Annotated in this window: 21 protein-coding genes; 7 read left to right on the forward strand and 14 right to left on the reverse strand. The window is 56.8% G+C overall.

The annotated features are described in order from the left end of the window. Positions 1 to 18 precede the first annotated feature (18 nt). The 10 genes from AC6I8B_RS14035 to AC6I8B_RS14080 all read right to left on the reverse strand — a co-directional run bounded on the left by AC6I8B_RS14035 (position 19) and on the right by AC6I8B_RS14080 (position 8,793). Positions 19 to 1,359 (reverse strand): ATP-binding protein, encoded by a 1,341-nt coding sequence (locus AC6I8B_RS14035; RefSeq protein WP_157352731.1) that lies wholly within the window; start codon positions 1,357 to 1,359, stop codon positions 19 to 21. Then, positions 1,356 to 2,036 (reverse strand): response regulator transcription factor, encoded by a 681-nt coding sequence (locus AC6I8B_RS14040; RefSeq protein ID WP_010671364.1) that lies wholly within the window; start codon positions 2,034 to 2,036, stop codon positions 1,356 to 1,358. Before AC6I8B_RS14040 ends, AC6I8B_RS14035 begins: the two co-directional genes overlap by 4 nt. Before the next feature lie 169 nt (positions 2,037 to 2,205). Then, on the reverse strand, positions 2,206 to 3,090 hold the full coding sequence (gene cysM, locus AC6I8B_RS14045; RefSeq protein ID WP_010259921.1) for a cysteine synthase CysM: 885 nt from the start codon (positions 3,088 to 3,090) through the stop codon (positions 2,206 to 2,208). An 81-nt stretch (positions 3,091 to 3,171) separates the two neighbouring features. Continuing rightward, positions 3,172 to 4,260: a sulfate/thiosulfate ABC transporter ATP-binding protein CysA gene (gene cysA / locus AC6I8B_RS14050; protein ID WP_010259925.1), complete on the reverse strand. Its 1,089-nt coding sequence runs from the start codon at positions 4,258 to 4,260 to the stop codon at positions 3,172 to 3,174. Then, positions 4,250 to 5,125, reverse strand: a complete 876-nt coding sequence (gene cysW, locus AC6I8B_RS14055) for a sulfate/thiosulfate ABC transporter permease CysW (RefSeq protein WP_010259929.1) — start codon at positions 5,123 to 5,125, stop codon at positions 4,250 to 4,252. Before cysW ends, cysA begins: the two co-directional genes overlap by 11 nt. After that, on the reverse strand, positions 5,125 to 5,958 hold the full coding sequence (cysT, locus tag AC6I8B_RS14060; protein WP_010259932.1) for a sulfate/thiosulfate ABC transporter permease CysT: 834 nt from the start codon (positions 5,956 to 5,958) through the stop codon (positions 5,125 to 5,127). Before cysT ends, cysW begins: the two co-directional genes overlap by 1 nt. Continuing rightward, positions 5,958 to 6,974, reverse strand: a complete 1,017-nt coding sequence (locus tag AC6I8B_RS14065) for a sulfate ABC transporter substrate-binding protein (protein ID WP_033772378.1) — start codon at positions 6,972 to 6,974, stop codon at positions 5,958 to 5,960. The genes cysT and AC6I8B_RS14065 overlap by 1 nt, the downstream gene beginning before the upstream one ends. A gap of 253 nt (positions 6,975 to 7,227) precedes the next feature. Continuing rightward, positions 7,228 to 7,845: an RpoE-regulated lipoprotein gene (locus AC6I8B_RS14070; protein WP_010671361.1), complete on the reverse strand. Its 618-nt coding sequence runs from the start codon at positions 7,843 to 7,845 to the stop codon at positions 7,228 to 7,230. Positions 7,846 to 7,910: 65 nt separating this feature from the next. Then, complete coding sequence (locus AC6I8B_RS14075) at positions 7,911 to 8,378, reverse strand: DUF2919 family protein (protein ID WP_010259942.1); 468 nt, start codon at positions 8,376 to 8,378, stop codon at positions 7,911 to 7,913. Then, a complete protein-coding gene (locus AC6I8B_RS14080; RefSeq protein ID WP_003848834.1) occupies positions 8,368 to 8,793 on the reverse strand; it encodes a GNAT family acetyltransferase in 426 nt (141 codons plus the stop codon). The genes AC6I8B_RS14075 and AC6I8B_RS14080 overlap by 11 nt, the downstream gene beginning before the upstream one ends. Positions 8,794 to 9,000: 207 nt before the next feature. Between AC6I8B_RS14080 and amiA the strand changes: the two genes are divergently transcribed. The 5 genes from amiA (at position 9,001) to ampH (ending at position 15,639) form a co-directional block, all read left to right on the forward strand. Beyond that, positions 9,001 to 9,849, forward strand: coding sequence for an N-acetylmuramoyl-L-alanine amidase AmiA (amiA, locus tag AC6I8B_RS14085; protein ID WP_010259947.1), 849 nt, complete (start codon positions 9,001 to 9,003; stop codon positions 9,847 to 9,849). Positions 9,850 to 9,949: 100 nt separating this feature from the next. Then, positions 9,950 to 10,864, forward strand: coding sequence for an oxygen-dependent coproporphyrinogen oxidase (hemF, locus tag AC6I8B_RS14090; protein WP_010671360.1), 915 nt, complete (start codon positions 9,950 to 9,952; stop codon positions 10,862 to 10,864). 346 nt (positions 10,865 to 11,210) lie between these two features. Then, the gene (tal, locus tag AC6I8B_RS14095; protein ID WP_010259954.1) at positions 11,211 to 12,161 is read left to right on the forward strand and encodes a transaldolase; all 951 of its coding nucleotides are present in this window, start codon (positions 11,211 to 11,213) and stop codon (positions 12,159 to 12,161) included. Between the two features lie 57 nt (positions 12,162 to 12,218). Beyond that, positions 12,219 to 14,219: a transketolase gene (gene tkt, locus AC6I8B_RS14100; RefSeq protein WP_010259958.1), complete on the forward strand. Its 2,001-nt coding sequence runs from the start codon at positions 12,219 to 12,221 to the stop codon at positions 14,217 to 14,219. Between the two features lie 256 nt (positions 14,220 to 14,475). After that, positions 14,476 to 15,639: a D-alanyl-D-alanine-carboxypeptidase/endopeptidase AmpH gene (gene ampH / locus AC6I8B_RS14105; RefSeq protein WP_497817472.1), complete on the forward strand. Its 1,164-nt coding sequence runs from the start codon at positions 14,476 to 14,478 to the stop codon at positions 15,637 to 15,639. On the opposite strand, the gene AC6I8B_RS14110 is transcribed toward ampH, so the two are convergent. The 4 genes from AC6I8B_RS14110 to AC6I8B_RS14125 form a co-directional block, all read right to left on the reverse strand. Further along, the gene (locus tag AC6I8B_RS14110; protein WP_033772384.1) at positions 15,636 to 16,709 is read right to left on the reverse strand and encodes a DUF1176 domain-containing protein; all 1,074 of its coding nucleotides are present in this window, start codon (positions 16,707 to 16,709) and stop codon (positions 15,636 to 15,638) included. The two genes, ampH and AC6I8B_RS14110, sit on opposite strands and share 4 nt — an antisense overlap. Before the next feature lie 189 nt (positions 16,710 to 16,898). Continuing rightward, positions 16,899 to 17,477 carry a GDP-mannose pyrophosphatase NudK gene (gene nudK / locus AC6I8B_RS14115; protein ID WP_157352736.1) on the reverse strand — a complete coding sequence of 193 codons (579 nt, stop codon included), beginning with the start codon at positions 17,475 to 17,477 and terminating at the stop codon, positions 16,899 to 16,901. A 142-nt stretch (positions 17,478 to 17,619) separates the two neighbouring features. Continuing rightward, entirely contained in the window at positions 17,620 to 19,116 is a 1,497-nt protein-coding gene (gene ansP / locus AC6I8B_RS14120; RefSeq protein ID WP_010671357.1) for an L-asparagine permease, read from the reverse strand. Positions 19,117 to 19,394: 278 nt separating this feature from the next. Further along, positions 19,395 to 19,667 (reverse strand): YdgH/BhsA/McbA family protein, encoded by a 273-nt coding sequence (locus AC6I8B_RS14125; protein ID WP_010671356.1) that lies wholly within the window; start codon positions 19,665 to 19,667, stop codon positions 19,395 to 19,397. A gap of 254 nt (positions 19,668 to 19,921) precedes the next feature. Between AC6I8B_RS14125 and narQ the strand changes: the two genes are divergently transcribed. Both narQ and AC6I8B_RS14135 read left to right on the forward strand, forming a co-directional pair. Further along, the gene (narQ, locus tag AC6I8B_RS14130; RefSeq protein ID WP_029519734.1) at positions 19,922 to 21,610 is read left to right on the forward strand and encodes a nitrate/nitrite two-component system sensor histidine kinase NarQ; all 1,689 of its coding nucleotides are present in this window, start codon (positions 19,922 to 19,924) and stop codon (positions 21,608 to 21,610) included. A 137-nt stretch (positions 21,611 to 21,747) separates the two neighbouring features. Continuing rightward, a complete protein-coding gene (locus AC6I8B_RS14135; protein ID WP_033758590.1) occupies positions 21,748 to 22,377 on the forward strand; it encodes a response regulator in 630 nt (209 codons plus the stop codon). Positions 22,378 to 22,521: the final 144 nt, after the last annotated feature.

The raw sequence follows: 22,521 nt of genomic DNA on the forward strand, positions 1-22,521 counted from the left end.
TTTCTGCTGTATGCCTGTTCAGGGCTGCCAGTGCGGCAGACGCAGCGTCAGTTCCAGTCCGCCTTCTGGCCGGTTTCTTGCCTCAACCTCACCATGATGCGCCAGCACCACCTTGCGCACGATAGCCAGTCCCAGACCATAACCTTTGCCCATCAGCGGCGAATTCACCCGCACAAACGGGTCAAAGATGCTGGAGAGCTTATCCTCATCGACACCCGGCCCCTGATCGCGCACCTGAATCACCAGCCACTGCTGTTCTGCGCGCAGATGAACATCAATCCGCTGCCCTGGCTGAGAGAAGCGCAGCGCATTGCGTAATACATTCTCTGCTCCGCGCCGTATCAGCTCTGCATTGCCTCGCACGGTGTAATCAGCGCGATCGTCGACCTGCAACTCTACCTGCACGCCTGGGATCTGCGCTTCATAACGGACATCGGTAATAACCGCCTGCAGCAAGCCGGTCAGATCAAAATATTGCTCATCCGGGATGCTTTCATGCTCAGCCCGCGACAGTGTCAGCAGTTCACCGATCATCTTGTCCAGCCGACGCGCCTCTTCATCAATGCGATCAAGCGAACTGTTCACACTTTCTGGCGTCTGTCTGGCCAGCCCGGTCGCCAGCTGCAGTCGCGCCAGCGGTGAACGAAGCTCATGTGAGATATCATGCAACAGTTCTTCACGGGCGCGCACCAGGGTATCGAGCCGCTCGACCATAGCGTCAAAGGCTTCAGCGACGTTTGAGATCTCGTCGTGCCGCTTACGCATGATCGGAAACAGCCGCACGCTTAAATCGCCCTCAGCCACGCGGGAAAATCCTTCCCGCAGCTGACGCATAGGTCGCGTCAGATTCCAGGCCAGCAGCAGACTGAACAGCAATCCCACCGAGCCGGCGAAGACAAACATCGGCTCAGGAATATTCAGAAATTTGCGCGGCATCATGTTCAGCGTGCTGTCTTTACGCATGCCATCCAGGTCGTAGCGCAGCTGATAGGCTTTGCCATCCGCGCCGCGAACCCAGCTCACCACCTCTTCAGGAAAGCGCCCTCTGATATCCAGGTTGCCGCTGTTTTCTGATTGGGACGGCTTTGTCTGTTGGGTGACGTGGAAGAACTGCCGATCGCTGTTATCCCAGTCCGAGAGCATCGCGTTCAGCGCGTCAGGCCCGCCCCGCTCCAGCACTGACGCGGCGGAGGTCATCTGCAGATCCACAATACGGCGGATAGCCACGAGTTCAGGCGGTTCATGCCGTTTACCGGAGAGCGTAAAGCCGAGCCAGATAAGCTGGCTCATGATGACAAAAACGATCCAGAAGCCGATAAAGATCTTCCAGAACATGCGTCCACGGTAACTCTGCTTCATCGAATACGGTAACCGATGCTGCGAACGGTTTCGATGTTGATGCTGTCAGCGGTTAATGCACTGAGCTTCTGACGAATGTTACTGATATGCACATCGACGCTGCGATCATAGGCTTCACGCGGACGACCGAGTCCCTTTTCGGAGAGCTCATCTTTTGACACCACTCTGTCCGGCGCACGCAGCAGAAGATCCAGCAGATTAAATTCCGACGCCGTCAGATCAAAGGTTTTACCCTGCCATTCGCTGATGCGGGTGGCGGGATTAAGCATCAGCTCTCCCCAGCGCAGCGGCTCTCTGGCGTCTGGCTGTGGCGCCTGCTCTTCGAAACGGCGCAATACGGCGCGCAGACGCGCCACCAGCTCTCGGGGATAGCAGGGCTTGGGCATATAGTCATCCGCGCCCATCTCCAGACCGATCACGCGATCAATATTATCGCCTTTGGCGGTCAGCATAATCACCGGTATCCGGCTGTTCTGGCGCACCTGACGCAACACATCAATGCCGCTCATGTCGGGCAGCATAATGTCCAGGATCATGGCGGTGAACTCTCCTGATAACGCGCCCTGCACGCCGGCGCTGCCGGTCAGAACCAGCTGAGCATCAAATCCTTCCCCGATCAGGTACTGGCTTAACATCGTGCCTAATTCAACATCATCATCAACAAGCAAAATTTTCATGGTTATCTCTCTGGAGAATTGCCGCTATTTTGTCCTGTGCTGAACATTCGCGCAGCCTGATTTACGCGATCCTTACAGATTCAGTCTATCTGGCACCGAAAATTGGGGTTAAAAAAAAGGCCTGTGGGCAGTAAATGCACGCACAGGCCTGATTCCGCATTGGCAGAGGTTACTGATGATAGAGTCCGGTAGAGAGATAACGGTCACCGCGATCGCAGGCGATCGCCACCACCACGCTGCCAGGATTGGCCTGCGCAATGCGCAGCGCACCCGCCACCGCGCCGCCTGAACTGACGCCACAGAAAATGCCTTCACGGCGTGCCAGCGCGCGCATCGTCTCTTCCGCTTCCTTTTGCGTCATATCCATCACATCATCCACCAGATCGGGACGGTAGATCCCCGGCAGATAGGCCAGCGGCCAGCGACGAATACCCGGAATACTGCTGCCTTCGCTGGGCTGCAAACCGATCACCTGCACGCCCGTGTTGAGCTCTTTCAGATATCGTCCTACGCCGGTAATGGTGCCGGTGGTGCCCATGCTGGAGACAAAATGGGTCATGCGCTGGTTCGACTGCTGCCACAATTCCGGGCCGGTGGTCTGATAGTGACCCAGCGGATTATCGGGATTATTAAACTGGTCCAGCACCCGGCCTTCACCGCGCGCCGCCATCGCCTGGGCCAGATCGCGTGCGCCCTCCATGCCCTGTTCACGTGGCACCAGGATTAACTCTGCGCCATAGGCGCGCATCGCGTCCTGCCGCTCCTGACTCATGTTGTCGGGCATCAGCAGGCGAAGTCGGTAGCCTTTCATCGCCGCGATCATCGCCAGCGCAATCCCGGTGTTGCCGCTGGTGGCTTCAATCAGCTGATCGCCAGGTGCAATATCACCACGCAGCTCAGCCTGATTGATCATCGACCAGGCCGCGCGATCTTTTACCGAACCTGCCGGATTATTGCCTTCCAGCTTGAGCCAGACCTCGCTGCCGTTGGCGGGCGTCAGGCGCTGCAACTTAATCAGCGGGGTATTGCCGATGGTATTTTCGAGAGTCGTCACGGTGCGGTTCCTGGCATCTTACAAAACAGATGCGAAAAAAAGGCGGGAGTGTCACTCCCGCCCGGTGTTGAAGAGAAAATATCAGGCGCTTTGTGCAAAGGCAACTGCGCGCAGTGGCGTATCGCCCTTATAGAGACGCGCCTGCTGCAAGCCAACAAACAGACGCTCGCCGCGAATCGGCGCTGTCTGCTCACCTTCAAACACCACCGAGACCGGCTCGCTTTGCCAGCCTGCAGGCTGGACGACCAGCTGCCAGAAGTGTCCACGCGGGCTCACTTCCAGTACCTGTACCGGCAGCGGGGTTTCCAGACTGCTGCGGCGTGACACGTCGATTTCCCACGGACGCAGGAACAGCTCAACCGCGCCCTGGTGGGCCGAGGTATAGCCCAGCGGCCAGTGGTGCGCGCCAACGTGGAACTGTGATCCCTGAATCTCGCCATCAAAGCGGTTCACTTCACCCAGGAATTCCAGCACAAAACGGGTCGCCGGATCGCGCCACACATCATCTGGCGTGCCGACCTGCTCGATGTTGCCCTGGCTCATCACCACCACGCGATCCGCCACTTCCATCGCCTCTTCCTGGTCGTGGGTGACAAACACGCTGGTGAATTTCAGCTCTTCATGCAGCTGACGCAGCCAGCGGCGCAGCTCTTTACGCACCTGAGCATCCAGCGCGCCAAAGGGTTCATCCAGCAGCAGAATCTGTGGTTCAACCGCTAACGCACGCGCCAGCGCCACACGCTGTTTCTGGCCGCCCGACAGCTGTGCCGGGAAGCGATTCGCCAGATGAGCCAGCTGCACCATCTCCAGCAGACGGGTAACACGCTGTTTGATCTCCGCCGTTGAAGGACGCTCACGACGCGGCAGCACGGTCAGGCCAAAGGCGATGTTGTCGAATACCGTCATATGACGGAACAGCGCGTAGTGCTGGAAGACAAAACCGACCTGACGATCGCGCGCATGCAGGCGGCTGACATCGTTGCCATGAAAACGGATGTGACCGCTGTTCTGATGCTCCAGCCCGGCAATAATGCGCAGCAGCGTGGTTTTACCCGAGCCTGATGGGCCAAGCAGCGCCACCATTTCACCCGAGGCAATATCCAGAGAGATATCGTTCAGCACCGATGTGCGACCAAAGGATTTGTTGATCTTGTTAATCTCAATGCTCATGATTTCCCTCCTGTTGCAGGCGTTTGTGCTGTTGCTCTAAACGCCACTGCACAATGCTTTTCAGAAACAGCGTCACAATTGCCATCAGGGTTAACAGGGCGGCCGCGGTGAATGCGCCAACGGTGTTGTAGTCCTGATGCAATAATTCAACCTGAAGCGGTAATGTGTAGGTCTCACCGCGAATCGATCCCGATACCACCGAGACCGCACCAAATTCACCAATCGCACGGGCGTTGGTCAGCACGATGCCATACAGCAGCGCCCAGCGAATGTTCGGCAGCGTTACGCGGCGGAACATCTGCCAGCCAGAGGCGCCCAGCAGCACCGCCGCTTCATCTTCATGACTGCCCTGACTCAGCATCACAGGGACCAGTTCGCGCACCACAAACGGACAGGTCACAAACACCGTCGCCAGCACCATGCCAGGCCAGGCAAACATAATCTGGATGTTATGCGCATCCAGCCAGCCGCCGGCCGGGCCATTAACGCCCCAGAACAGCAGATACATCAGACCGGCCACAACCGGCGACACGGCAAAAGGAATATCAAACAGGGTCAGCAGCAACTGACGCCCCGGAAAGGTGAAGCGCGTCACCAGCCAGGCGAGCAGCGTGCCGAACACCAGGTTAACCGGTACGGTGATCAACGCCACCATCACGGTCAGCCAGATGGCGTGCAGCATGTCCGGATCCGCCAGATTGCTGAGAGCGACAATCAGCCCCTGATTCAGCGCTTCCCAGAAGATGGAGGCCATCGGCACCACCAGCAGCAGAATCGAGATCAGCGCGCCGATACTAATCAGCAGCCACTTGCCCCAGTTCACTGGCTGACGTGCAGCGTGATTAATCTGTGAAACCTCAGCCATTAGTGACCTCCCAGACGACGGCCAAAGCGGCTCTGTAATGTGTTAATCGCAAATAACAGAATCAGCGATGCCGCCAGGATCACCGAGGCGATGGCGCTGGCCGCCGGATAGTCGAACTCCTGCAGCCGGACAAAAATCATCAGTGAGGTGACTTCCGTTTTCCAGGCGATGTTACCGGCAATAAAGATCACCGCACCAAATTCACCCAGGCTGCGGGTAAAGGAGAGCGCCGTTCCGGCCAGCAGCGCCGGTGCCACTTCCGGCAACACGACGCGGCGGAAGCTCTGCCACGGCGTAGCACCCAGCGTTTCGGCCGCCTCTTCATACTCCGGGCCTAACTCTTCCAGCACCGGCTGTACGGTACGCACCACAAACGGAATGCTGGTAAAGGCCATGGCGATGGCGATACCAATCCAGGTATAGGAAATTTTGATGTCGAACTGAGCGAACCACTGTCCATACCAGCCGTTGACCGAAAAGAGTCCGGCCAGGGTCAGACCCGCCACCGCCGTAGGCAGTGCAAACGGCAGATCCATCAGGCCATCCAGCAGCGTCCGGCCCGGAAAACGGTAACGGGTCAGGATCCATGCCATCAGCATGCCGAACACCGCATTAAACAGTGAGGCGACGCCTGCAGAGAGCAGCGTTACTTTATAGGCGGCAATCAGCTGCGGATTGGTCACCACATCCCAGTACTGTTGCAGCGTCATCTGCGACAGCTGCATGATCACCGCGCTGATAGGCAGCAGCAGAATCAGACAGGTAAAGAGCAGACTGGTGCCGAGACTGAGACCAAAGCCGGGCAACACGCGTTTCTGGCTGGCTGCAAACATTATCCGCGCCCCGCCGCTAACAACTTATCAAGCTCACCGCCGCTGACGAAGTGCGTCTTCATCACCTTATCCCAGCCGCCAAACGCCTCTTCCACCCGGAACAGGTTGGTCTGCGGGAAGCGATCTTTCTGCTCCGCCATCAGCTGTGCATTGTTCACGCGATAGTAGTAGTGAGTAATAATATTCTGCGCTTCAGGCGTATAGAGATAGTTCAGATAAGCGCTGGCCGCATCAGCGGTTTTATTGGTGGCGACGTTTTTATCCACCCATGCCACCGGAAACTCCGCCAGAATGTTGGTTTTCGGCACCACCACTTCATACTCATCTTTGCCGTACTGGTTGCGGATGTTATTCACTTCGGACTCAAAGCTAATTAATACGTCGCCCAGGCCACGCTCAGCAAAGGTCGTGGTCGCACCGCGACCGCCGGTGTCGAATACTTCAACGTTTTTCAGAAATTGCGTCATAAAAGCACGGGTTTTGGCCTGATCGCCCCCGTCCGCTTTATCTGCTGCGCCCCAGGCGGCCAGATAGGTGTAGCGGCCATTCCCGGAGGTTTTCGGATTCGGGAAAATCAGCTTCACATCACTGCGGGTCAAATCTGACCAGTCGTGAATCTGTTTTGGATTTCCTTTGCGCACCAGAAACGCCATGGTGGAGTAGAAAGGCGAGCTGTTATTCGGCAGACGGCTTTTCCAGTCTGCGGCAATCAGGTTGCCTTTATCGTGCAGCACCTGCACATCCGTAACCTGATTGTACGTGACGACATCCGCGCGCAGTCCCTGCAGGATTGCCAGCGCCTGCTTCGATGAACCGGCGTGCGACATCTTAATGGTCAGTGGATCGCTGGGATGGCTGGCATCCCACTGTTTAACGAAGGGAGCATTCAGGGCGACAAACAGCTCCCGCGAAACATCGTAAGAGCTATTGAGGAGTTCAGTGGCATTGGCTGCGCCGGCCAGGCTCAGCGACAACGCGATACCGCTCACGATTTTTTTCATCGCTTGTAATGTCATTTGGCACCCTGAAAAAGTTTGATGCGGATCTCACCCGCTGAGGCACCAGTTTATTTATAACTCAGTGAAAACCAGTAACGGTTTTATATATCGTTTGATGATTTCAAAGTCGAAAAAAGCATAAGACGACGGCAGTGTTTATGCAGAAATCAGCAAAAGCCGATGGGGAGGAGGAACCCCGTGCCGTGCGCGCCGGCAAAGGTTTTGGGAGGCTCAGCGGCCGCCTGACGGGCGGCGCGCTGAAGACGAGGGATTAACGCTGCCAGACAATCTTGCTGATTTTCCAGCTTTTCAGCGTATCGTCCGAGGGCATTAAGCCCTCCGGTCCATGCCAGTCACCCTGATAAACATAGGTCAGATGCTGACTGCCAGGCGCACGGCATGCCACGTCACGCGCATCGGTGCCGCTGGCTAAGGTGCAGTTGTCGAAGGCTTTGCTGAACTTATTACTGAAGACATCACCCACTTTGCTGCCATCGCTGCTGGCGATTGCGCTGTCCATGACCTCAATACGTTCGACCTGCGACTGCCCGTAAATCACCAGCTTAACGTTACCATCATCCAGCGCCTGCCAGAAAGAGACCACCTGACCATTCTGGCTGCGCATGCCCTGACGCAGGCTATAGTCACCGTTCAGTCCGGCATTAATCGCGTCCTCTTTCATGGCGGTCGAGGCAGTTAACCCACCCACACCCTGTTCTGTCGCGGTCAGCGAGGAACCGAACCAGTTCCACGGCAGCGCCGAAGACCAGTGATACGTCAGCGGATTCCACCAGCTTGCCTGCTGGCTGCTGTCAGCGCCGGAACCCGAACTGGCACAGCCGCTCAGTACAACCGCGGCGATCAGTAGCGTGGAACGAACAGCTTTCATGAGAACTCCTGTAAATGCGATGCCGGAAAGGCGGAACTGATTGGAGTCGCAAAGCGACAAAAAGTTTAGTGAAGATGATGTTCGGGCAGAAAGCAGTCGCGACAGCGGCGGCTGGATTGCAGCCAGATCAACGCCAGCAGGTCAAAGAGCGTCAGCAGCAATGGCAGCGGTGAGGTGAGCAGATCGCCCTGCACAAACTGCATTCCCTGCCAGAGCAGATTCACCAGCAGCGACAGCGCCAGCACGCTGCGCCAGTGCTGCCAGAGTCGCGGCAGGCGGGTGCGATAGCCGGTCAGCAGCAGGCCTGCCAGCGCCGGTAAACCCAGCGCAAGGCCGATCCAGAACGCCTGACGATCCGGATAGAACAGCGCCAGCAGATCGTTGCCCTGCTGCCGTGACGCCCCGGCCATTACCAGCAGCAGCCAGGTCCGTGCCTGGAGTAACAGGATCAGCCAAAAAAGAAATGGCAGCCGCAGCTGCCCTCTGGCGTCATACTCGTCCGGCAGATAGCCCGGTGACGGCTTAGTATTCACGATCTTCGATCAGACGTTTACCAAACAGCAGCGCATCGACCGGCTCATAATCAAGCTTCTCATAGAACGCCACCACCTGATCATTCTCTTCACGGATCATCAGATGCAGTTTCGGACAGCCGCGCGCGATAAGCTTCTTCTCCAGACGGTTCATCAGCGCATTCGCAAAGCCGCGTCCCTGATAGTCGGGATGCACGGCCAGATAGTAAGCCGCGCCGCGATGGCCATCATAGCCGCCCATCAGTGTGCCAACGACCACGCCGCCCACTTCAGCGACCAGAAAGAGATCGGGGTCGTGATTCATTTTGCGTTCGATATCCAGCTCAGGATCGTTCCATGGCCGTAACAAATCGCAACGTTCCCATAAGGTGATCACTTCTTCAAAATCTTCCTGGCGGAAGGCGCGGATTTCCATCTTCATTACCTGCAAATAAGCACAATTTGCTGATTATCACGCATTCTCTGCCGCACGCAACCCTCCATGACGGGCGACAAATAAAAAAGCGCAAATTTACTGTTCGCGACCTGCAATACAAAGTAATGCCCTGAAATGGTTCTGTGATCGCAGGCAGCAGCCCCTTAGGCTATAACACCGGCAAGATTCCTGTTACCGGACCCGCACATGCACCTGCTTAAACGTTTGATTCATCGCCGTCAGTTACTGCTTTCCGGGCTGGCTCTGGCCATTTTATCGCCGCGCGCGGTTCAGGCTAAAGAGCAGTCTGCGCTTACTGGTGCAAATCGTCACTCGCGCCCTGCCCCGCCCGCTAAGAACGGGAAACGTATCGTGATGATCGATCCAGGTCACGGCGGCATCGACTCTGGTGCCGTTGGCGAAGAGGGTTCCGAAGAGAAACACATCGTGCTGGAGATTGCCGGTAACGTGCAGCGTCAGCTACAGAGCCATCCGCGCATAGAAGTGCGTCTGACCCGCGACAGCGACCACTTTATTCCGCTCTATCAGCGGGTAGAGATCGCCCACCAGCACGGCGCAGATCTCTTTATGTCGATTCATGCCGACGGTTTTACCAGTCCCGATGCCAGCGGTGCCTCGGTGTTTGCGCTCTCTAATCGCGGTGCCAGCAGCTCGATGGCGCGTTATCTGTCACAGCGGGAGAACGATGCGGACAAGCTGGGTGGCGTGAAAGCGCAGCAGCAGGATCACTATCTGCAGCAGATTCTGTTCGATCTGGTGCAGACGGACACCATCAAAAACAGCCTGACGCTGGGCAAGCATGTCCTGGATCAGATCCGCCCGGTTCATCATCTTCACAGCCAGCACACCGAGCAGGCGGCCTTCGCAGTACTCAAGTCACCGTCGATCCCCTCGGTGCTGGTCGAAACCTCCTTTATTACTAATCCGCGTGAAGAGCAGCTGCTCGGCACCACCGCGTTTCGTCAGAAAATCGCCTCTGCTATTGCCAGCGGCATCGTCAATTACTTTGATGAGTTTGATCGCCGCAACGCCTGATGCATGTCGTCGGTTCAGGCCGTGCGACTCGCCGCACTCATGCAAGCGGCGCGGTTTTGCGTATAATCGCGTCAGACTTTGACAAACCATAAGCGAAAAAATGGCTGATATTTCCCGCGTAAAAGCGTTCCTGCTCGCATTGCAGGATGAGATTTGTAACCAGCTGGCGGCTGAAGATGGCGGCGCAGCGTTTGCTGAAGATAGCTGGCAGCGCCCTGGCGGCGGCGGCGGTCAGAGCCGCGTGCTGCGCAACGGCGCGGTGTTTGAGCAGGCGGGCGTCAACTTTTCGCACGTGCATGGCGATCAGATGCCGGCATCCGCCACTGCACACCGGCCGGAGCTGGCGGGTCGCAGTTTTGAAGCGATGGGCGTGTCGCTGGTGATCCACCCGAACAACCCTTATGTGCCCACCAGCCACGCCAACGTGCGCTTTTTTATCGCGGAGAAACCGGGTGCCGATCCAGTCTGGTGGTTTGGTGGCGGATTTGACCTGACCCCTTTTTATGGCTTCGAAGAAGATGCGCTGCACTGGCACCAGACCGCCGCTGACCTCTGCCAGCCTTTTGGCGAGGATGTCTATCCGCGCTATAAAAAGTGGTGTGATGACTATTTCTATCTGAAGCATCGTGATGAGCAGCGCGGCATTGGCGGCCTGTTTTTTGACGATCTCAACACGCCCGACTTTGAGCAGAGCTTCAGCTTTATGCAGGCGGTAGGCCGCGGCTTTATGGATGCCTATCGGCCGATTGTGGCGCGCCGTAAAGATCACCCGTGGGGCGATCGTGAGCGTCAGTTCCAGCTCTATCGCCGTGGCCGCTATGTGGAGTTTAATCTGGTGTGGGACCGCGGCACGCTGTTTGGTCTGCAGACCGGCGGTCGCACTGAGTCGATCCTGATGTCGATGCCCCCGCTGGTGCGCTGGGAATATGATTATCAGCCCGATGCCGACTCACCTGAAGCCGCCCTCTATCGCGATTTCCTGCCGGTGAAGAACTGGCTGAACCTGCCAGTCTGATCGTTTCTGCCGCTGCAGCGCGGGTCTCAACCCGCGCTGCGCTTACCTCTCGCCTGATCGGCCTCTTCTTTTTTACAGGGCACAGATTGCTACAGTGTGGCCTGCGTCATTCCTCCTGACTGCTATGCTTATGGGTGGAATATGGCGCACCCCACGGTTAACACCGCATGACGGCTCCTTCGCACCGCCTCGCAGCGCAACAATCAGAGAAACCGCATGTTCATCAGAAACTCTCTGTTGCAATGTTATGGGTTCGCGTTCCCGGTAGCAGAACATGCCACAGACCGGCTGCGAGGCCTGAGGTGCCCCCTGTTCGCTTTCATTTTTCTTTTCAAGGAGTTTAGAGATGAACCAGCTAGAAGCCCTAAAACAGTTCACCACCGTGGTGGCGGACAGTGGTGATATCGAATCGATTCGTAATTACCATCCGGAAGACGCCACCACCAATCCCTCACTCATTCTGAAAGCGTCCGGTCTCGAAGGGTATAAGCACCTGATGGATGACGCGATTGAGTACGCCAAAAAACAGGGCGGCAGCAAAGAGACGCAGATTATCAACGCCAGCGACAAAGTGGCGATCAACCTTGGTATGGAAATCCTGAAAAGCATACCGGGCCGTGTTTCGACCGAAGTGGATGCGCGCCTCTCCTTCGATCGTGGCATGTGTGTGACCAAAGCAGAAAAACTGATTCGGATGTATGAAGAGCACGGTATCGATCGCTCACGCGTACTGATTAAGCTGGCCTCAACCTGGGAAGGCATCCGCGCAGCGGAAGAGCTGGAGAAAAACGGCATCCAGTGCAACCTGACACTGCTCTTCTCCTTTGCTCAGGCGCGTGCCTGTGCCGAAGCGGGCGTGTTCCTGATCTCCCCGTTCGTTGGCCGCATCTACGACTGGTATAACTCGCGCAAACCCATGGACCCCTACGTGGCAGATGAAGATCCGGGCGTGAAGTCCGTGCGTCGCATCTACGATTACTACAAAAAGCATCGTTACAGCACCATCATCATGGGCGCCAGCTTCCGTAAAGTGGAGCAGATTATCGCGCTGGCAGGCTGCGACCGCCTGACCCTGTCACCTAATCTGCTGGAAGAGTTGCAGAACAGTGATGCGCCGCTTGAGCGCAAACTGGAGCCTTCAACTGAAGGTTTCCACCAGCCGTCGCCGCTCTCCGAGGCGGAGTTCCGTTGGGAACATAATCAGGATCCGATGGCAGTTGAAAAACTCTCTGACGGCATCCGCCAGTTCGCGGTTGACCAGCAGAAGCTGGAAGATGTGCTCGCCGCACGCCTGTAGTCTTTATTTTAGTCGGGCGGGACTTTCCCGCCCTGATGCATAACAAGGGAGAACTTTATGTCCTCACGCAGAGAGTTGGCAAACGCGATTCGTGCACTGAGCATGGATGCGGTACAGAAGGCAAATTCAGGCCACCCCGGAGCGCCAATGGGAATGGCCGATATCGCCGAAGTGTTGTGGCGCGACTTCCTCCAGCATAATCCGACCAATCCCGCCTGGCTTGATCGCGACCGCTTTATCCTCTCCAACGGCCACGGCTCGATGCTGCTCTATAGCCTGCTGCACCTGAGCGGTTATGACCTGCCGATTGAAGAATTGAAAAATTTCCGTCAGCTGCACTCTAAAACGCCAGGTCACCCGGAAATCGGCTACACCCCAGGCGTTGAAACTACCACCGGCCCGCTGGGTCAGGGACTGGCTAACGCCGTGGGCTTAGCCATTGCAGAACGCACGCTGGCCGCGCAGTTTAACCGTCCGGATCATGAGATTGTCGATCACCACACCTATGTGTTTATGGGCGATGGCTGTCTGATGGAAGGCATCTCGCACGAAGTCTGTTCACTGGCGGGGACCCTGGGTCTCGGCAAACTGATCGGCTTCTATGACCATAACGGTATCTCGATCGATGGCGAGACCGAAGGCTGGTTTACTGACGACACCCATAAACGCTTTGAGTCCTACAACTGGCATGTGATTGGCGACATTGACGGCCATGACGCTGATGCCATTCGTGAGGCGATCAAAGAGGCGCAGAGCGTCACCGATAAGCCTTCACTGATTATCTGCCGCACTATTATCGGTTTCGGTTCGCCGAACAAAGCCGGTAAAGAGGAGTCGCACGGCGCGGCGCTGGGTGAGGCAGAAGTTGCCCTGACCCGCAAACAGCTCGGCTGGAACTATCCGGCGTTTGAGATCCCGGCTGAAATCTACCAGCAGTGGGATGCCAAAGCGGCGGGTGCTGAACGTGAAAAAGCCTGGGATGCAAAATTTGCGGCTTACAAAGAAGCCCATCCAGAGCTGGCGAAAGAGTATGAGCGCCGGATGAATGGCGAAATGCCCGCCAACTGGGAAACCGAAGCGACCCGGTTCATTCAGGAGTTGCAGGCTAACCCGCAGAAAATCGCCAGCCGTAAAGCGTCACAAAACTCGCTGGAAGCCTATGGCAAAATGCTGCCGGAGTTCCTCGGCGGTTCTGCTGACCTGGCACCGAGTAACCTCACCATCTGGTCTGGTTCTAAATCGATCAAAGAGGATCCGGCCGGTAACTATATTCACTACGGCGTGCGTGAATTTGGTATGACGGCGATTGGTAACGGTATCGCGCACCATGGCGGTTTCGTTCCCTACACCGCAACCTTCCTGATGTTTGTCGAATATGCGCGTAACGCCGCGCGTATGGCTGCGCTGATGAAGGCACGACAGATTCTGGTCTACACCCATGACTCCATCGGTCTGGGCGAAGATGGCCCGACGCACCAGCCGGTAGAGCAGATCGCCAGCCTGCGTCTGACGCCAAATATGAGCGTATGGCGTCCGTGCGATCAGGTCGAAACGGCCGTAGCGTGGAAAGCCGCCGTCGAACGCCATCACGGCCCGACAGCACTGATCCTTTCGCGTCAGAATCTGCTGCAGCCGGAACGTACCCCGGAGCAGATCGAAAACATCAAACGCGGCGGCTACGTGCTGAAGGATTGCGACGGCACACCAGAAGTGATTCTGATCGCGACCGGTTCAGAGATTGAGATCACCCTGGGTGCAGCGGATAAGCTCACTTCAGGCGGTCACAAGGTGCGGGTGGTTTCACTACCTTCTACTGACCTGTTTGATGCGCAGGATGCCGCTTACCGCGAATCCGTACTGCCGAGCGGCGTGAAAGCGCGTGTGGCGGTAGAAGCGGGTATTGCTGACTACTGGTTCAAGTATGTCGGTCTGGACGGTGCGATTGTCGGTATGACCACCTTTGGTGAATCCGCCCCGGCCAGTCAGCTGTTCCCGGAGTTTGGCTTCACGGTTGAGAATATCGTCAGCCACGCTGAAGCATTACTCAAGCCAGTTTAATGCTTATGCCCTTCCCGGCTCACCGGGAAGGGCCATTTCCACTTATAGCCTGATACATAAAAAAAACTCCATTCCCCTCTTCCCGCCCTGCGCAAACTCATTACTATAGAGCCGTCATACTTAATGCTGCCTGTGCGCTGGCTGTCCGTCTGTTCCTGCTGTTGTTCTGCCGGGATAACGCGGTTCTGTCCTGATGCATCCCGATGAGTGAAGGCAGATTTCCTCCGATTTTATAGCGAAGCCACTTCCGTTGAACATGCGCACACCCTATTTACTGGCCCTGATGGTTTCACTGCTTCCATTAAAAAGCATGGCGCAGGTCGCGCCCGATCCGCTGCTGGCCTCTCAGATTGTTGATCGCTATGCGGAACATATCTTTTACGGCAGCGGTGCAACCGGCATGGCACTGGTGGCGATTGATGGTAATCAGCGGGTGTTCGCCAGCTTTGGTGAAACCCGTCCCGGCAACAATGTCCGTCCGCAGAAAGATTCGCTGATTCGCATCGCCTCGCTGAGTAAGCTGATGACCAGTGAAGTGATGGTGAAGCTGGCTGAGCGCGGACAGATCCGCCTCGACGATCCCCTGAGTAAATATGCGCCGCCGGGTTCACGCGTGCCCACCTACAATGGTCAGCCCATTCGCCTGATCAACCTCTCGACCCACACCAGCGGACTGCCGCGCGAACAGCCAGGCGGCAAAGCGCAGCGTCCGGTATTTGTCTGGCCGACCCGTGGTGAACGCTGGGCGTGGCTGTCACGCGCTAACCTCAAAGCAGCACCGGGCAGCAGTGCCGCCTACTCCAACCTGGGCTACGATCTGCTGGGTGATGCGCTGTCGCGCGCCACCGGCAAACCCTATCCGGCGCTGTTTCAGCAGCTGATTACCCGCCCGCTCGGCATGAAGGACACGACGTTTACGCCGTCGCCTGAGCAGTGTGGACGCCTGATGGTGGCGGAAAAAGGGGCCAGTCCGTGCAATAACACCCTGGCGGCGATTGGCAGCGGCGGCGTTTACTCCACGCCGGATGATATGGGCCGCTGGATGCAGCAGTTCCTTAACTCTTCGGTTAACCACCGCACGCCGCAGATCGATCGACTGCAGACGCTGATCTATCGTCGCGATCAGCTGAGCAAGGTAGAAGGCATGGATGTGCCGGGTAAAGCGGATGCGCTGGGAATGGGCTGGGTCTTTATGGGGCCGAAAAATGGTCGCCCTGGCATTATTCAGAAAACCGGCGGCGGCGGCGGTTTCATCACCTATATGGCGATGGTGCCGCAGCATAACGTGGGGGTATTTGTGGTGGTGACTCGCTCGCCGCTGACCCGCTTTACGCCAATGAGCGACGGCGTGAATAATATGCTGGCCGAACTGGTCGGTAATCAGCTTGGCTCACCGATGATGGTGCAGGCGATTCATTAACGCTGCTGTACGCCACCGTCAGACTGGCTGACCCACAGGGTTGGCCAGTCATCACTGCTGTGCCAGGCGTCACAGGTCGACTCTTCCGCATACTCCGCTAACACAAAACGCGCGCCATCAAACTGCCAGCGTGTGGCACTGCCACAGTCACCCAATCCACGCCCTTTACCAAAGGTGTAGAGCTGGCCGCTGGCCGCATCATATTCGGCGTTAATCAGCTCAAGCTGCCGATCACTGGCACCTGGTGGGGTAAACGGCAGAGTTAAGGTGATGCCGCGCGCGACATACGGCTGGCTGCGCGTCACTTCAAACGCCAGATCGATCACGTTATAAGCCCCCATTTCACAACTCACCAGCAGCAGCGCGCGCTGATCGGTGAGTGGCGCCACGCTGACTTCACGGCGCAGTGGATCGAGTGAGCAGGAGTCGGTATTGACCCGCCAGGTGCCGTAATCAATTAATCCGCTGGTCTCGTCGCGCGTCAATGCCGCGGGTGGCTCGACAGCAGGCGGCAATGGCGGCAGCGCAGGCGGTGGTGGAACATCCCAGCTGGCGCGATCGCCACGTTTGACCCATGCGCTCATGCTGTTGACCCGCCCCTGGGTGTCATCCATCAGCAACAGCGCGGCCTTCATACCGCGCAGGGAGATCAGCGCATTGGGATCGAAAGTGAGCTGAAGGGTTTTCGCCTCCATCACCAGATCAAGAAACTCATCAATTGCGATGGCATTGCTGGTGGCGAGATGATGCGGTTCAACCGTCCAGTGTTTGAGGTCGGGTTTCAGACGGCGCTGATCCAGTAGCAGGTTATCCTGAAGCGAACCGCCAGGCAGCGCGCCACTGTAGGCACTGCCGTAGTCGATTCGCAGCAAGGGGCGATCGTTGACGCCCGCATGCCGCGAAATCGTCATCACTAACCCTTTGTCGCCCGGAATATTGCGCGCCACGCAAAAGGCTTCATTGTTGCAGGTGATTTGCCAGTCGTTGAATGACTTTTGCAACGGTTCCGCCTGAACACAGGCAACCCACAGAGACGGCAACAGCCACAGCGATTTCATCCAATACGACATTAAGAAAATCGATCCCCGAATACCCAGAGTGGAGAGGATAGCGCATCAACGGGCCTGCCAGGGTTCCCATTCTGTGAACCTGTGCAAAAAGCGCAGTTAACTGCTTAAAAAGCGTGCATGAAAAGTGGATTATGCTTCACTTTCCACGCTCAACGCCGTCACGCTGCAACAGGCTAACTGCATGATTTTTTATGGTATCAGCCAGCCAGCAATCTGCGCATGCTGCAACAGCATGACGGTTTTGCCGTCGCGAATGCGGCCATCGGCGACCATTGCCAGTGCGTCAGGGAAAGGCAGTTCCAGCACGTCGATCGACTCATCTTCAACGCCGCCGCCCGCATTGTCGCGCAGCGATTCATTATATTCCGCTGCGAAAAAGTGGATCAATTCAGTGACGCCGCCCGGCGACATATAGCAGGCATAGAGTTTCTCCACCTCGCCCACCGCATAACCGGTCTCTTCAATCGCCTCTTTGCGAATGCAATCTTCCGGAGAGTCGTCGTCCAGCAAGCCGGCACAGGCTTCAATTAACATGCCGCCCACGTTACCGTTGACGTAAGTGGCGATACGGAACTGGCGCGTCAGGACCACGCTGTTCTTTTCACGGTTATAGAGCAGGATGGTCGCCCCGTTTCCACGATCGTAGACTTCACGTTTATGGCGGATAACCTCGCCACGGCCATCGGTGATCTCATAGGTGTAGTTACGCAGCACAAACCAGTTTTCGGACAGGAGCTTATCTTTGATGATGTTGATCTTAAACGACATGAGGACTCCGCTACCGCATAAAGGGAGCCTTTCATCATAGGGGCAAGCTTGCGGGAAAACTATCTTAATTCTCGCGGTGAATGAGGCGGTTTACGCCAAAAAAAAGCCAGCCCCAAGGCTGGCCTGATTGCTGCAGCGCTTATCAGCGCGAGGTGTCGTCAGCCAGTCGGGTCGGCTGAGGCTCCTCTTCGTGATGATCCTGTTCGGTCTCAGCTATGGCGTGAACACGCTTACGCACGCCAAACCATCCCAGCACCAGCAGTACCGCGATCAGCGGAATGGAGGCGATGGTGTAAGTCCCGTTCGGGTAGTCAAACGCCATCAGCACCAGCACGCTGAACAGGAACAGCAGCGTCAGCCATGAGGTAAACGGCGCGCCTGGCAGCTTGAAGCTGACATCATCCGCCTTGCCCTCTTTAATCGCTTTGCGCAGACGCAGCTGACAAACCACGATAAAGGCCCAGGAGGAGATAATCCCCAGCGAGGCGATGTTCAGGACGATCTCAAACACCTGAGAAGGCACATAGTAGTTAAGCACCACACCAATCACATAGACGGCGATGGTCACCAGAATACCGGCATAAGGCACCTGCTGACCGTTCATCTTAGACATGAATTTCGGTGCAGAGCCACCCATCGACATGGAACGCAGAATACGCCCGGTTGAGTAGAGGCCCGAGTTCAGGCTGGAGAGCGCGGCACTCAGCACCACGATATTCATGATGCTGCCAACGTAAGGCACGCCCAGCTTCGAGAAGAAGGTAACAAACGGACTCTGACCCGCCTGATAGGCGTTCCACGGCAGCAGCAGCACCAGCAGGACCACAGAGCCAACGTAGAACAGGCCGATACGCCAGATCACGCTGTTGATCGCTTTCGGCAGCATGGTTTTCGGGTCTTTACATTCTCCCGCCGCCGTACCTACCAGTTCGATAGAGGCAAAGGCGAACACCACACCCTGAATCAGCACCAGCGCAGGCAGTAAGCCGTGCGGGAACATGCCACCGTTATCGGTGATCAGATGGAAGCCGGTGCTGTTGCCATCCAGCGGTTTGCCGGTGCCAAGGAACACCACGCCCACCACCAGGAAGATCACAATCGCCAGCACTTTCACCAGCGCGAACCAGAACTCCATCTCGGCAAACCACTTTACGCCGATCATGTTCATGGTGCCGACAATCGCCAGCGCGCCCAGGGCGAACACCCACTGTGGCACATCACCAAATGCGCCCCAGTAGTGCATGTAGAGCGCGACGGCGGTGATATCGACGATGCCGGTCATTGCCCAGTTGACGAAGTACATCCAGCCCGCCACGTAGGAGGCTTTTTCACCCAGGAATTCACGGGCGTAGGAGACGAAGCTGCCGCTGCTGGGACGGTGTAACACCAGTTCGCCCAGCGCACGCAGAATAAAGAAGGAGAAGATGCCACACACCAGATAGATGATGGCTAAGGCGGGGCCAGCAGCCTGCAAACGGCCACCTGCGCCCAGGAACAAACCGGTACCGATGGCACCGCCGATCGCAATCATCTGTACGTGACGGTTACCCATCGCCTTCTGGTAGCCGGCGTCATGAGAGTTGAGCCAGCGTCGTTTCGCAGCGCGCATCTCGCCTGGGGTTTTGTTTTTAGATTTCATAGCATTCCTGTTTGTCCTGACTATCAGTCGTCGCCCCCATTTCAGGCGTAATGCCCTGTGAAATGGGGTATTTTCCTCTGTGCGTTTGCCTGTGAGTGAGTGCCAGGCAGCGCGGGAATTTACGGCGATGAATCCTACCCGTTCTGCAAGAACGAAGCAAAATATACCGGGCAGATGCACAGGCTGATTTGTAAGAATCCATCCTGATGCACAAAAACAAAAAAACCGGCCATTTTCAGGCCGGTAAAAGCTACAGGGATGGAAACAGGAGGGTTGGGTTAGCGATAAATCTCTGCGGTGCCGCTCCACAGGCTGGAGTCGCCTGGGTTATCGACACCGATAACGCGGTAATGGCTGGCGCCCATCTCTTCCGCTTTTTGCGACAGCTGGCGATTCGCATCGTCCAGCGAGCCGCGAACACCGGAAACCGAAACGCTACCGATGCTCTGCATACTCTGCGCCTGCGACTGATCGACCGGCGCGGCGGCGAAAGTGGCAAATGAGGCGGTAGCCAGTAATGCGCCCGCCAGGACAGCATTCAGCTTTTTCATTGGATGCTCCTTAATCTGTGATCGGGGTTGAGTTGATGACTGGATGAATTATTAGCGCTGCAATGAAAAGCAACATCGGGACGATGTAAACCTGTTCCTTTTTTAAGCGTTGAACAGCAGCACGTCCTGGGAACTGTCAGTTGCGGTCATTTTATGTGCGATGTGTAACGTCCTGTGCGATAAACAGGGAATGGATCATTTGCGTTACGTTAATGCGCTCTTATAATTCCCGCACTCTCAACAGGGCCATTCATGTGATTGTTAAACGTTCCGTAACTCAAAGCATCGCTCAGGCGCTCAGCGCCATTGTCCTGCTGTCGCTGCTCACCACCGGTCTGGCATTAGTCACGCTCCTGAGCAGCCAGCGCGACGCGGAGGCGATCAATCTGGCGGGTTCACTGCGCATGCAGAGCTATCGCATGGCCTGGGATGCCAGCCGGCAGCCGCAAAATCTGGCTCATCATCTGGCGCGCTATCAGCAAACGCTGGATGCCCCGGTGCTGCAGAAACTTGATCGGCCCTGGGTACCCCGTGAAGTAAGTGTTCGCTATCAACGGCTGCGTGCCGCCTGGCCCTCGCTGCAGCAACAGTTGCAACAGGGCGATACCGTGGCTTATCAGCAGCAGGTGCCGATCTACGTCGGTGAAATCGATCGCTTTGTGCTGGGTCTGCAACGCTATACCGAGTTGAAAATGCATCTGGTGGCCGCCAGCAGCCTGGTGGGGGTCATTGCGATTGTGGCGCTGGCACTGATGACGATTCGCTTTACCCGACTGCAGGTGGTGCGCCCGCTTAATGCGCTTGTCACCGCCAGTCGCTATGTTGAGAGCGGCAACTTTGCTTTTCCGCCGCTGCACGTTGAGCAGCAGAATGAACTGCGGGTGTTGTCGCATGCCTTCAGCGGCATGGCGGCACGGCTGCATTCGCACTACCAGCTGCTGGAAAGCACGGTGCGCGCCAAAACAGAAGATTTAACCCAGGCGAATCGCACGCTGTCGCTACTCTATGACAGCTCACAAATGCTGACCGCCAGCCCGCTGCATCCGGCACTGTTTGAAGCCGTGTTAACCAATGTACTGACGCGCGAGAAACTGACGGCGATCCGGCTCGACAGCGACCAGTTTCAGTTTCGTGCCGGTGATGATCAGGCAGCCGGTCAGTGGCAACGTCTGCCGTTACAGCAGGACGAGCAGCAGATTGGCGAGCTGCGCTGGCAGACAGCTGGTGCCTCGCCTCCGGACGAACTGATGCGCAGCCTGGCGGCGATGCTGGGACGGGCTATCTGGATCTGGCAGGCACAGCAGCAGTATCAGCAGATGCTGCTGATTGAAGAGCGCACGACCATTGCCCGGGAATTACATGACTCGCTGGCGCAGTCGCTCTCGTTTTTACGCATTCAGCTGACCCTGCTGCGCCGCGCCGTTGATAAAGACGATAGCGCCGCCCATACCATTATCGCGGACTTCGATCAGGCGCTGGCCGAGGCCTATCGTCAGCTGCGTGAGCTGCTGACCACTTTCCGTCTGACCATTGAGCAGGCGGATCTGGTGGCGGCCATGCAGGCGATGATCGCCTCGCTGCAGGAGAAGAGCAGCGCAGAGATACACTTTAACTATCAGACCGGCCTGCAGAGTCTGGAAGCACAACAGCAGGTGCATGTGTTGCAGATCGTCCGTGAGGCGCTGCTGAATGCGATTCGTCACGCCAGTGCGCAGGTTATCCGTGTGGATTATCAGCACAGTGAAAAAGGTGAGCACTTACTGACAATTACGGATGATGGCGTGGGGATGAACAGCACTGACGAACCGCCGGGCCATTACGGCCTGACTATTATGGCGGAGCGCGCTCAGCGCCTGAGCGGCCATCTGACCCTCCACGCACAGCCACGGGGTACCAGGGTGGAGTTGCGCTTTCCACCGCAACCGGCGCGCCCGCTGGAATAGCAGGCCAGAGCGGGTCTTAATTCATTAAAATAATCTATCGGTTTGCGACCGCGGGCTATTCGATACAGAACAGGGTGTTGTCCCTGAACAATACCGTCTGATCTGCCGCAGTCTGAAACCAATGCAACGGAGAAAATATGCAACAGCCCGCATTAACATTGATGATTGTGGATGACCACCCGCTGATGCGCCGCGGTGTCCGTCAACTGCTGGCGCTCGATCCCCGGCTGGAGGTGATCGCCGAAGCCAGCAACGGCACTGAAGCGCTGGCGGAGGCCCGCCATCAGGAACCGGACATCATTCTGCTCGACCTGAATATGAAAGGCATGTCCGGACTGGATACGCTGAAGGCGCTGCGCCATGAAGGGATCAGTTCGCGCATTCTGGTGCTGACCGTTTCTGACGCCCGCAGCGATATTTTTGCCATGGTGGATGCCGGTGCTGACGGCTATCTGCTCAAGGACAGCGAGCCGGAGGTCCTGCTGGGGCATATCCTGCAGGCATCACGGGGCGAAAAGGTCTTCAGCGAGGGCGTCACCCGCTATCTGGCTAATCGCCAGCACAGTGCCGATCCTCTGCGTCAGCTCACCGAGCGCGAACGGGATGTGCTGCAGGAGGTGGCGCGTGGACTGTCGAATAAAGAGGTTGCCGCTATTCTGCATATCTCTGAAGAGACGGTAAAAGTGCACATTCGTAACCTGCTGCGGAAACTGGATGTCCGCTCACGCGTCGCCGCCACGGTGATGTGGCTTGAAAGCCGCAAATAGCCAACGAATTTACATTTTCTCCTCAATTTCTCCACGATTTCCCCCGCTGCCGCACGTAGAGTAAACGGCGGCGGAGAAACGTGGCAAAGACCCGCCGATTTTCCTGCCAGAGCGCCCGTTGCTGGTGGGCCTGACCAACGATAA

This window comes from Pantoea sp. X-Soil-ISGK-285 (assembly GCF_059730815.1).

Excerpts from the sequence above, each read along its gene's own strand:
- AC6I8B_RS14110 (WP_033772384.1), bottom strand. The coding sequence starts at position 16,709 with ATGTCGTATTGGATGAAATCGCTGTGGCTGTTGCCGTCTCTGTGGGTT.
- cysW (WP_010259929.1), bottom strand. The coding sequence starts at position 5,125 with ATGGCTGAGGTTTCACAGATTAATCACGCTGCACGTCAGCCAGTGAAC.
- hemF (WP_010671360.1), top strand. The coding sequence starts at position 9,950 with ATGGCTGATATTTCCCGCGTAAAAGCGTTCCTGCTCGCATTGCAGGAT.
- nudK (WP_157352736.1), bottom strand. The coding sequence starts at position 17,477 with ATGTCGTTTAAGATCAACATCATCAAAGATAAGCTCCTGTCCGAAAAC.
- AC6I8B_RS14135 (WP_033758590.1), top strand. The coding sequence starts at position 21,748 with ATGCAACAGCCCGCATTAACATTGATGATTGTGGATGACCACCCGCTG.
- AC6I8B_RS14065 (WP_033772378.1), bottom strand. The coding sequence starts at position 6,974 with ATGACATTACAAGCGATGAAAAAAATCGTGAGCGGTATCGCGTTGTCG.
- cysA (WP_010259925.1), bottom strand. The coding sequence starts at position 4,260 with ATGAGCATTGAGATTAACAAGATCAACAAATCCTTTGGTCGCACATCG.
- tal (WP_010259954.1), top strand. The coding sequence starts at position 11,211 with ATGAACCAGCTAGAAGCCCTAAAACAGTTCACCACCGTGGTGGCGGAC.
- AC6I8B_RS14080 (WP_003848834.1), bottom strand. The coding sequence starts at position 8,793 with ATGGAAATCCGCGCCTTCCGCCAGGAAGATTTTGAAGAAGTGATCACC.
- tkt (WP_010259958.1), top strand. The coding sequence starts at position 12,219 with ATGTCCTCACGCAGAGAGTTGGCAAACGCGATTCGTGCACTGAGCATG.
- cysT (WP_010259932.1), bottom strand. The coding sequence starts at position 5,958 with ATGTTTGCAGCCAGCCAGAAACGCGTGTTGCCCGGCTTTGGTCTCAGT.
- AC6I8B_RS14125 (WP_010671356.1), bottom strand. The coding sequence starts at position 19,667 with ATGAAAAAGCTGAATGCTGTCCTGGCGGGCGCATTACTGGCTACCGCC.
- AC6I8B_RS14070 (WP_010671361.1), bottom strand. The coding sequence starts at position 7,845 with ATGAAAGCTGTTCGTTCCACGCTACTGATCGCCGCGGTTGTACTGAGC.
- AC6I8B_RS14035 (WP_157352731.1), bottom strand. The coding sequence starts at position 1,359 with ATGAAGCAGAGTTACCGTGGACGCATGTTCTGGAAGATCTTTATCGGC.
- amiA (WP_010259947.1), top strand. The coding sequence starts at position 9,001 with ATGCACCTGCTTAAACGTTTGATTCATCGCCGTCAGTTACTGCTTTCC.
- AC6I8B_RS14040 (WP_010671364.1), bottom strand. The coding sequence starts at position 2,036 with ATGAAAATTTTGCTTGTTGATGATGATGTTGAATTAGGCACGATGTTA.
- ansP (WP_010671357.1), bottom strand. The coding sequence starts at position 19,116 with ATGAAATCTAAAAACAAAACCCCAGGCGAGATGCGCGCTGCGAAACGA.
- ampH (WP_497817472.1), top strand. The coding sequence starts at position 14,476 with ATGCGCACACCCTATTTACTGGCCCTGATGGTTTCACTGCTTCCATTA.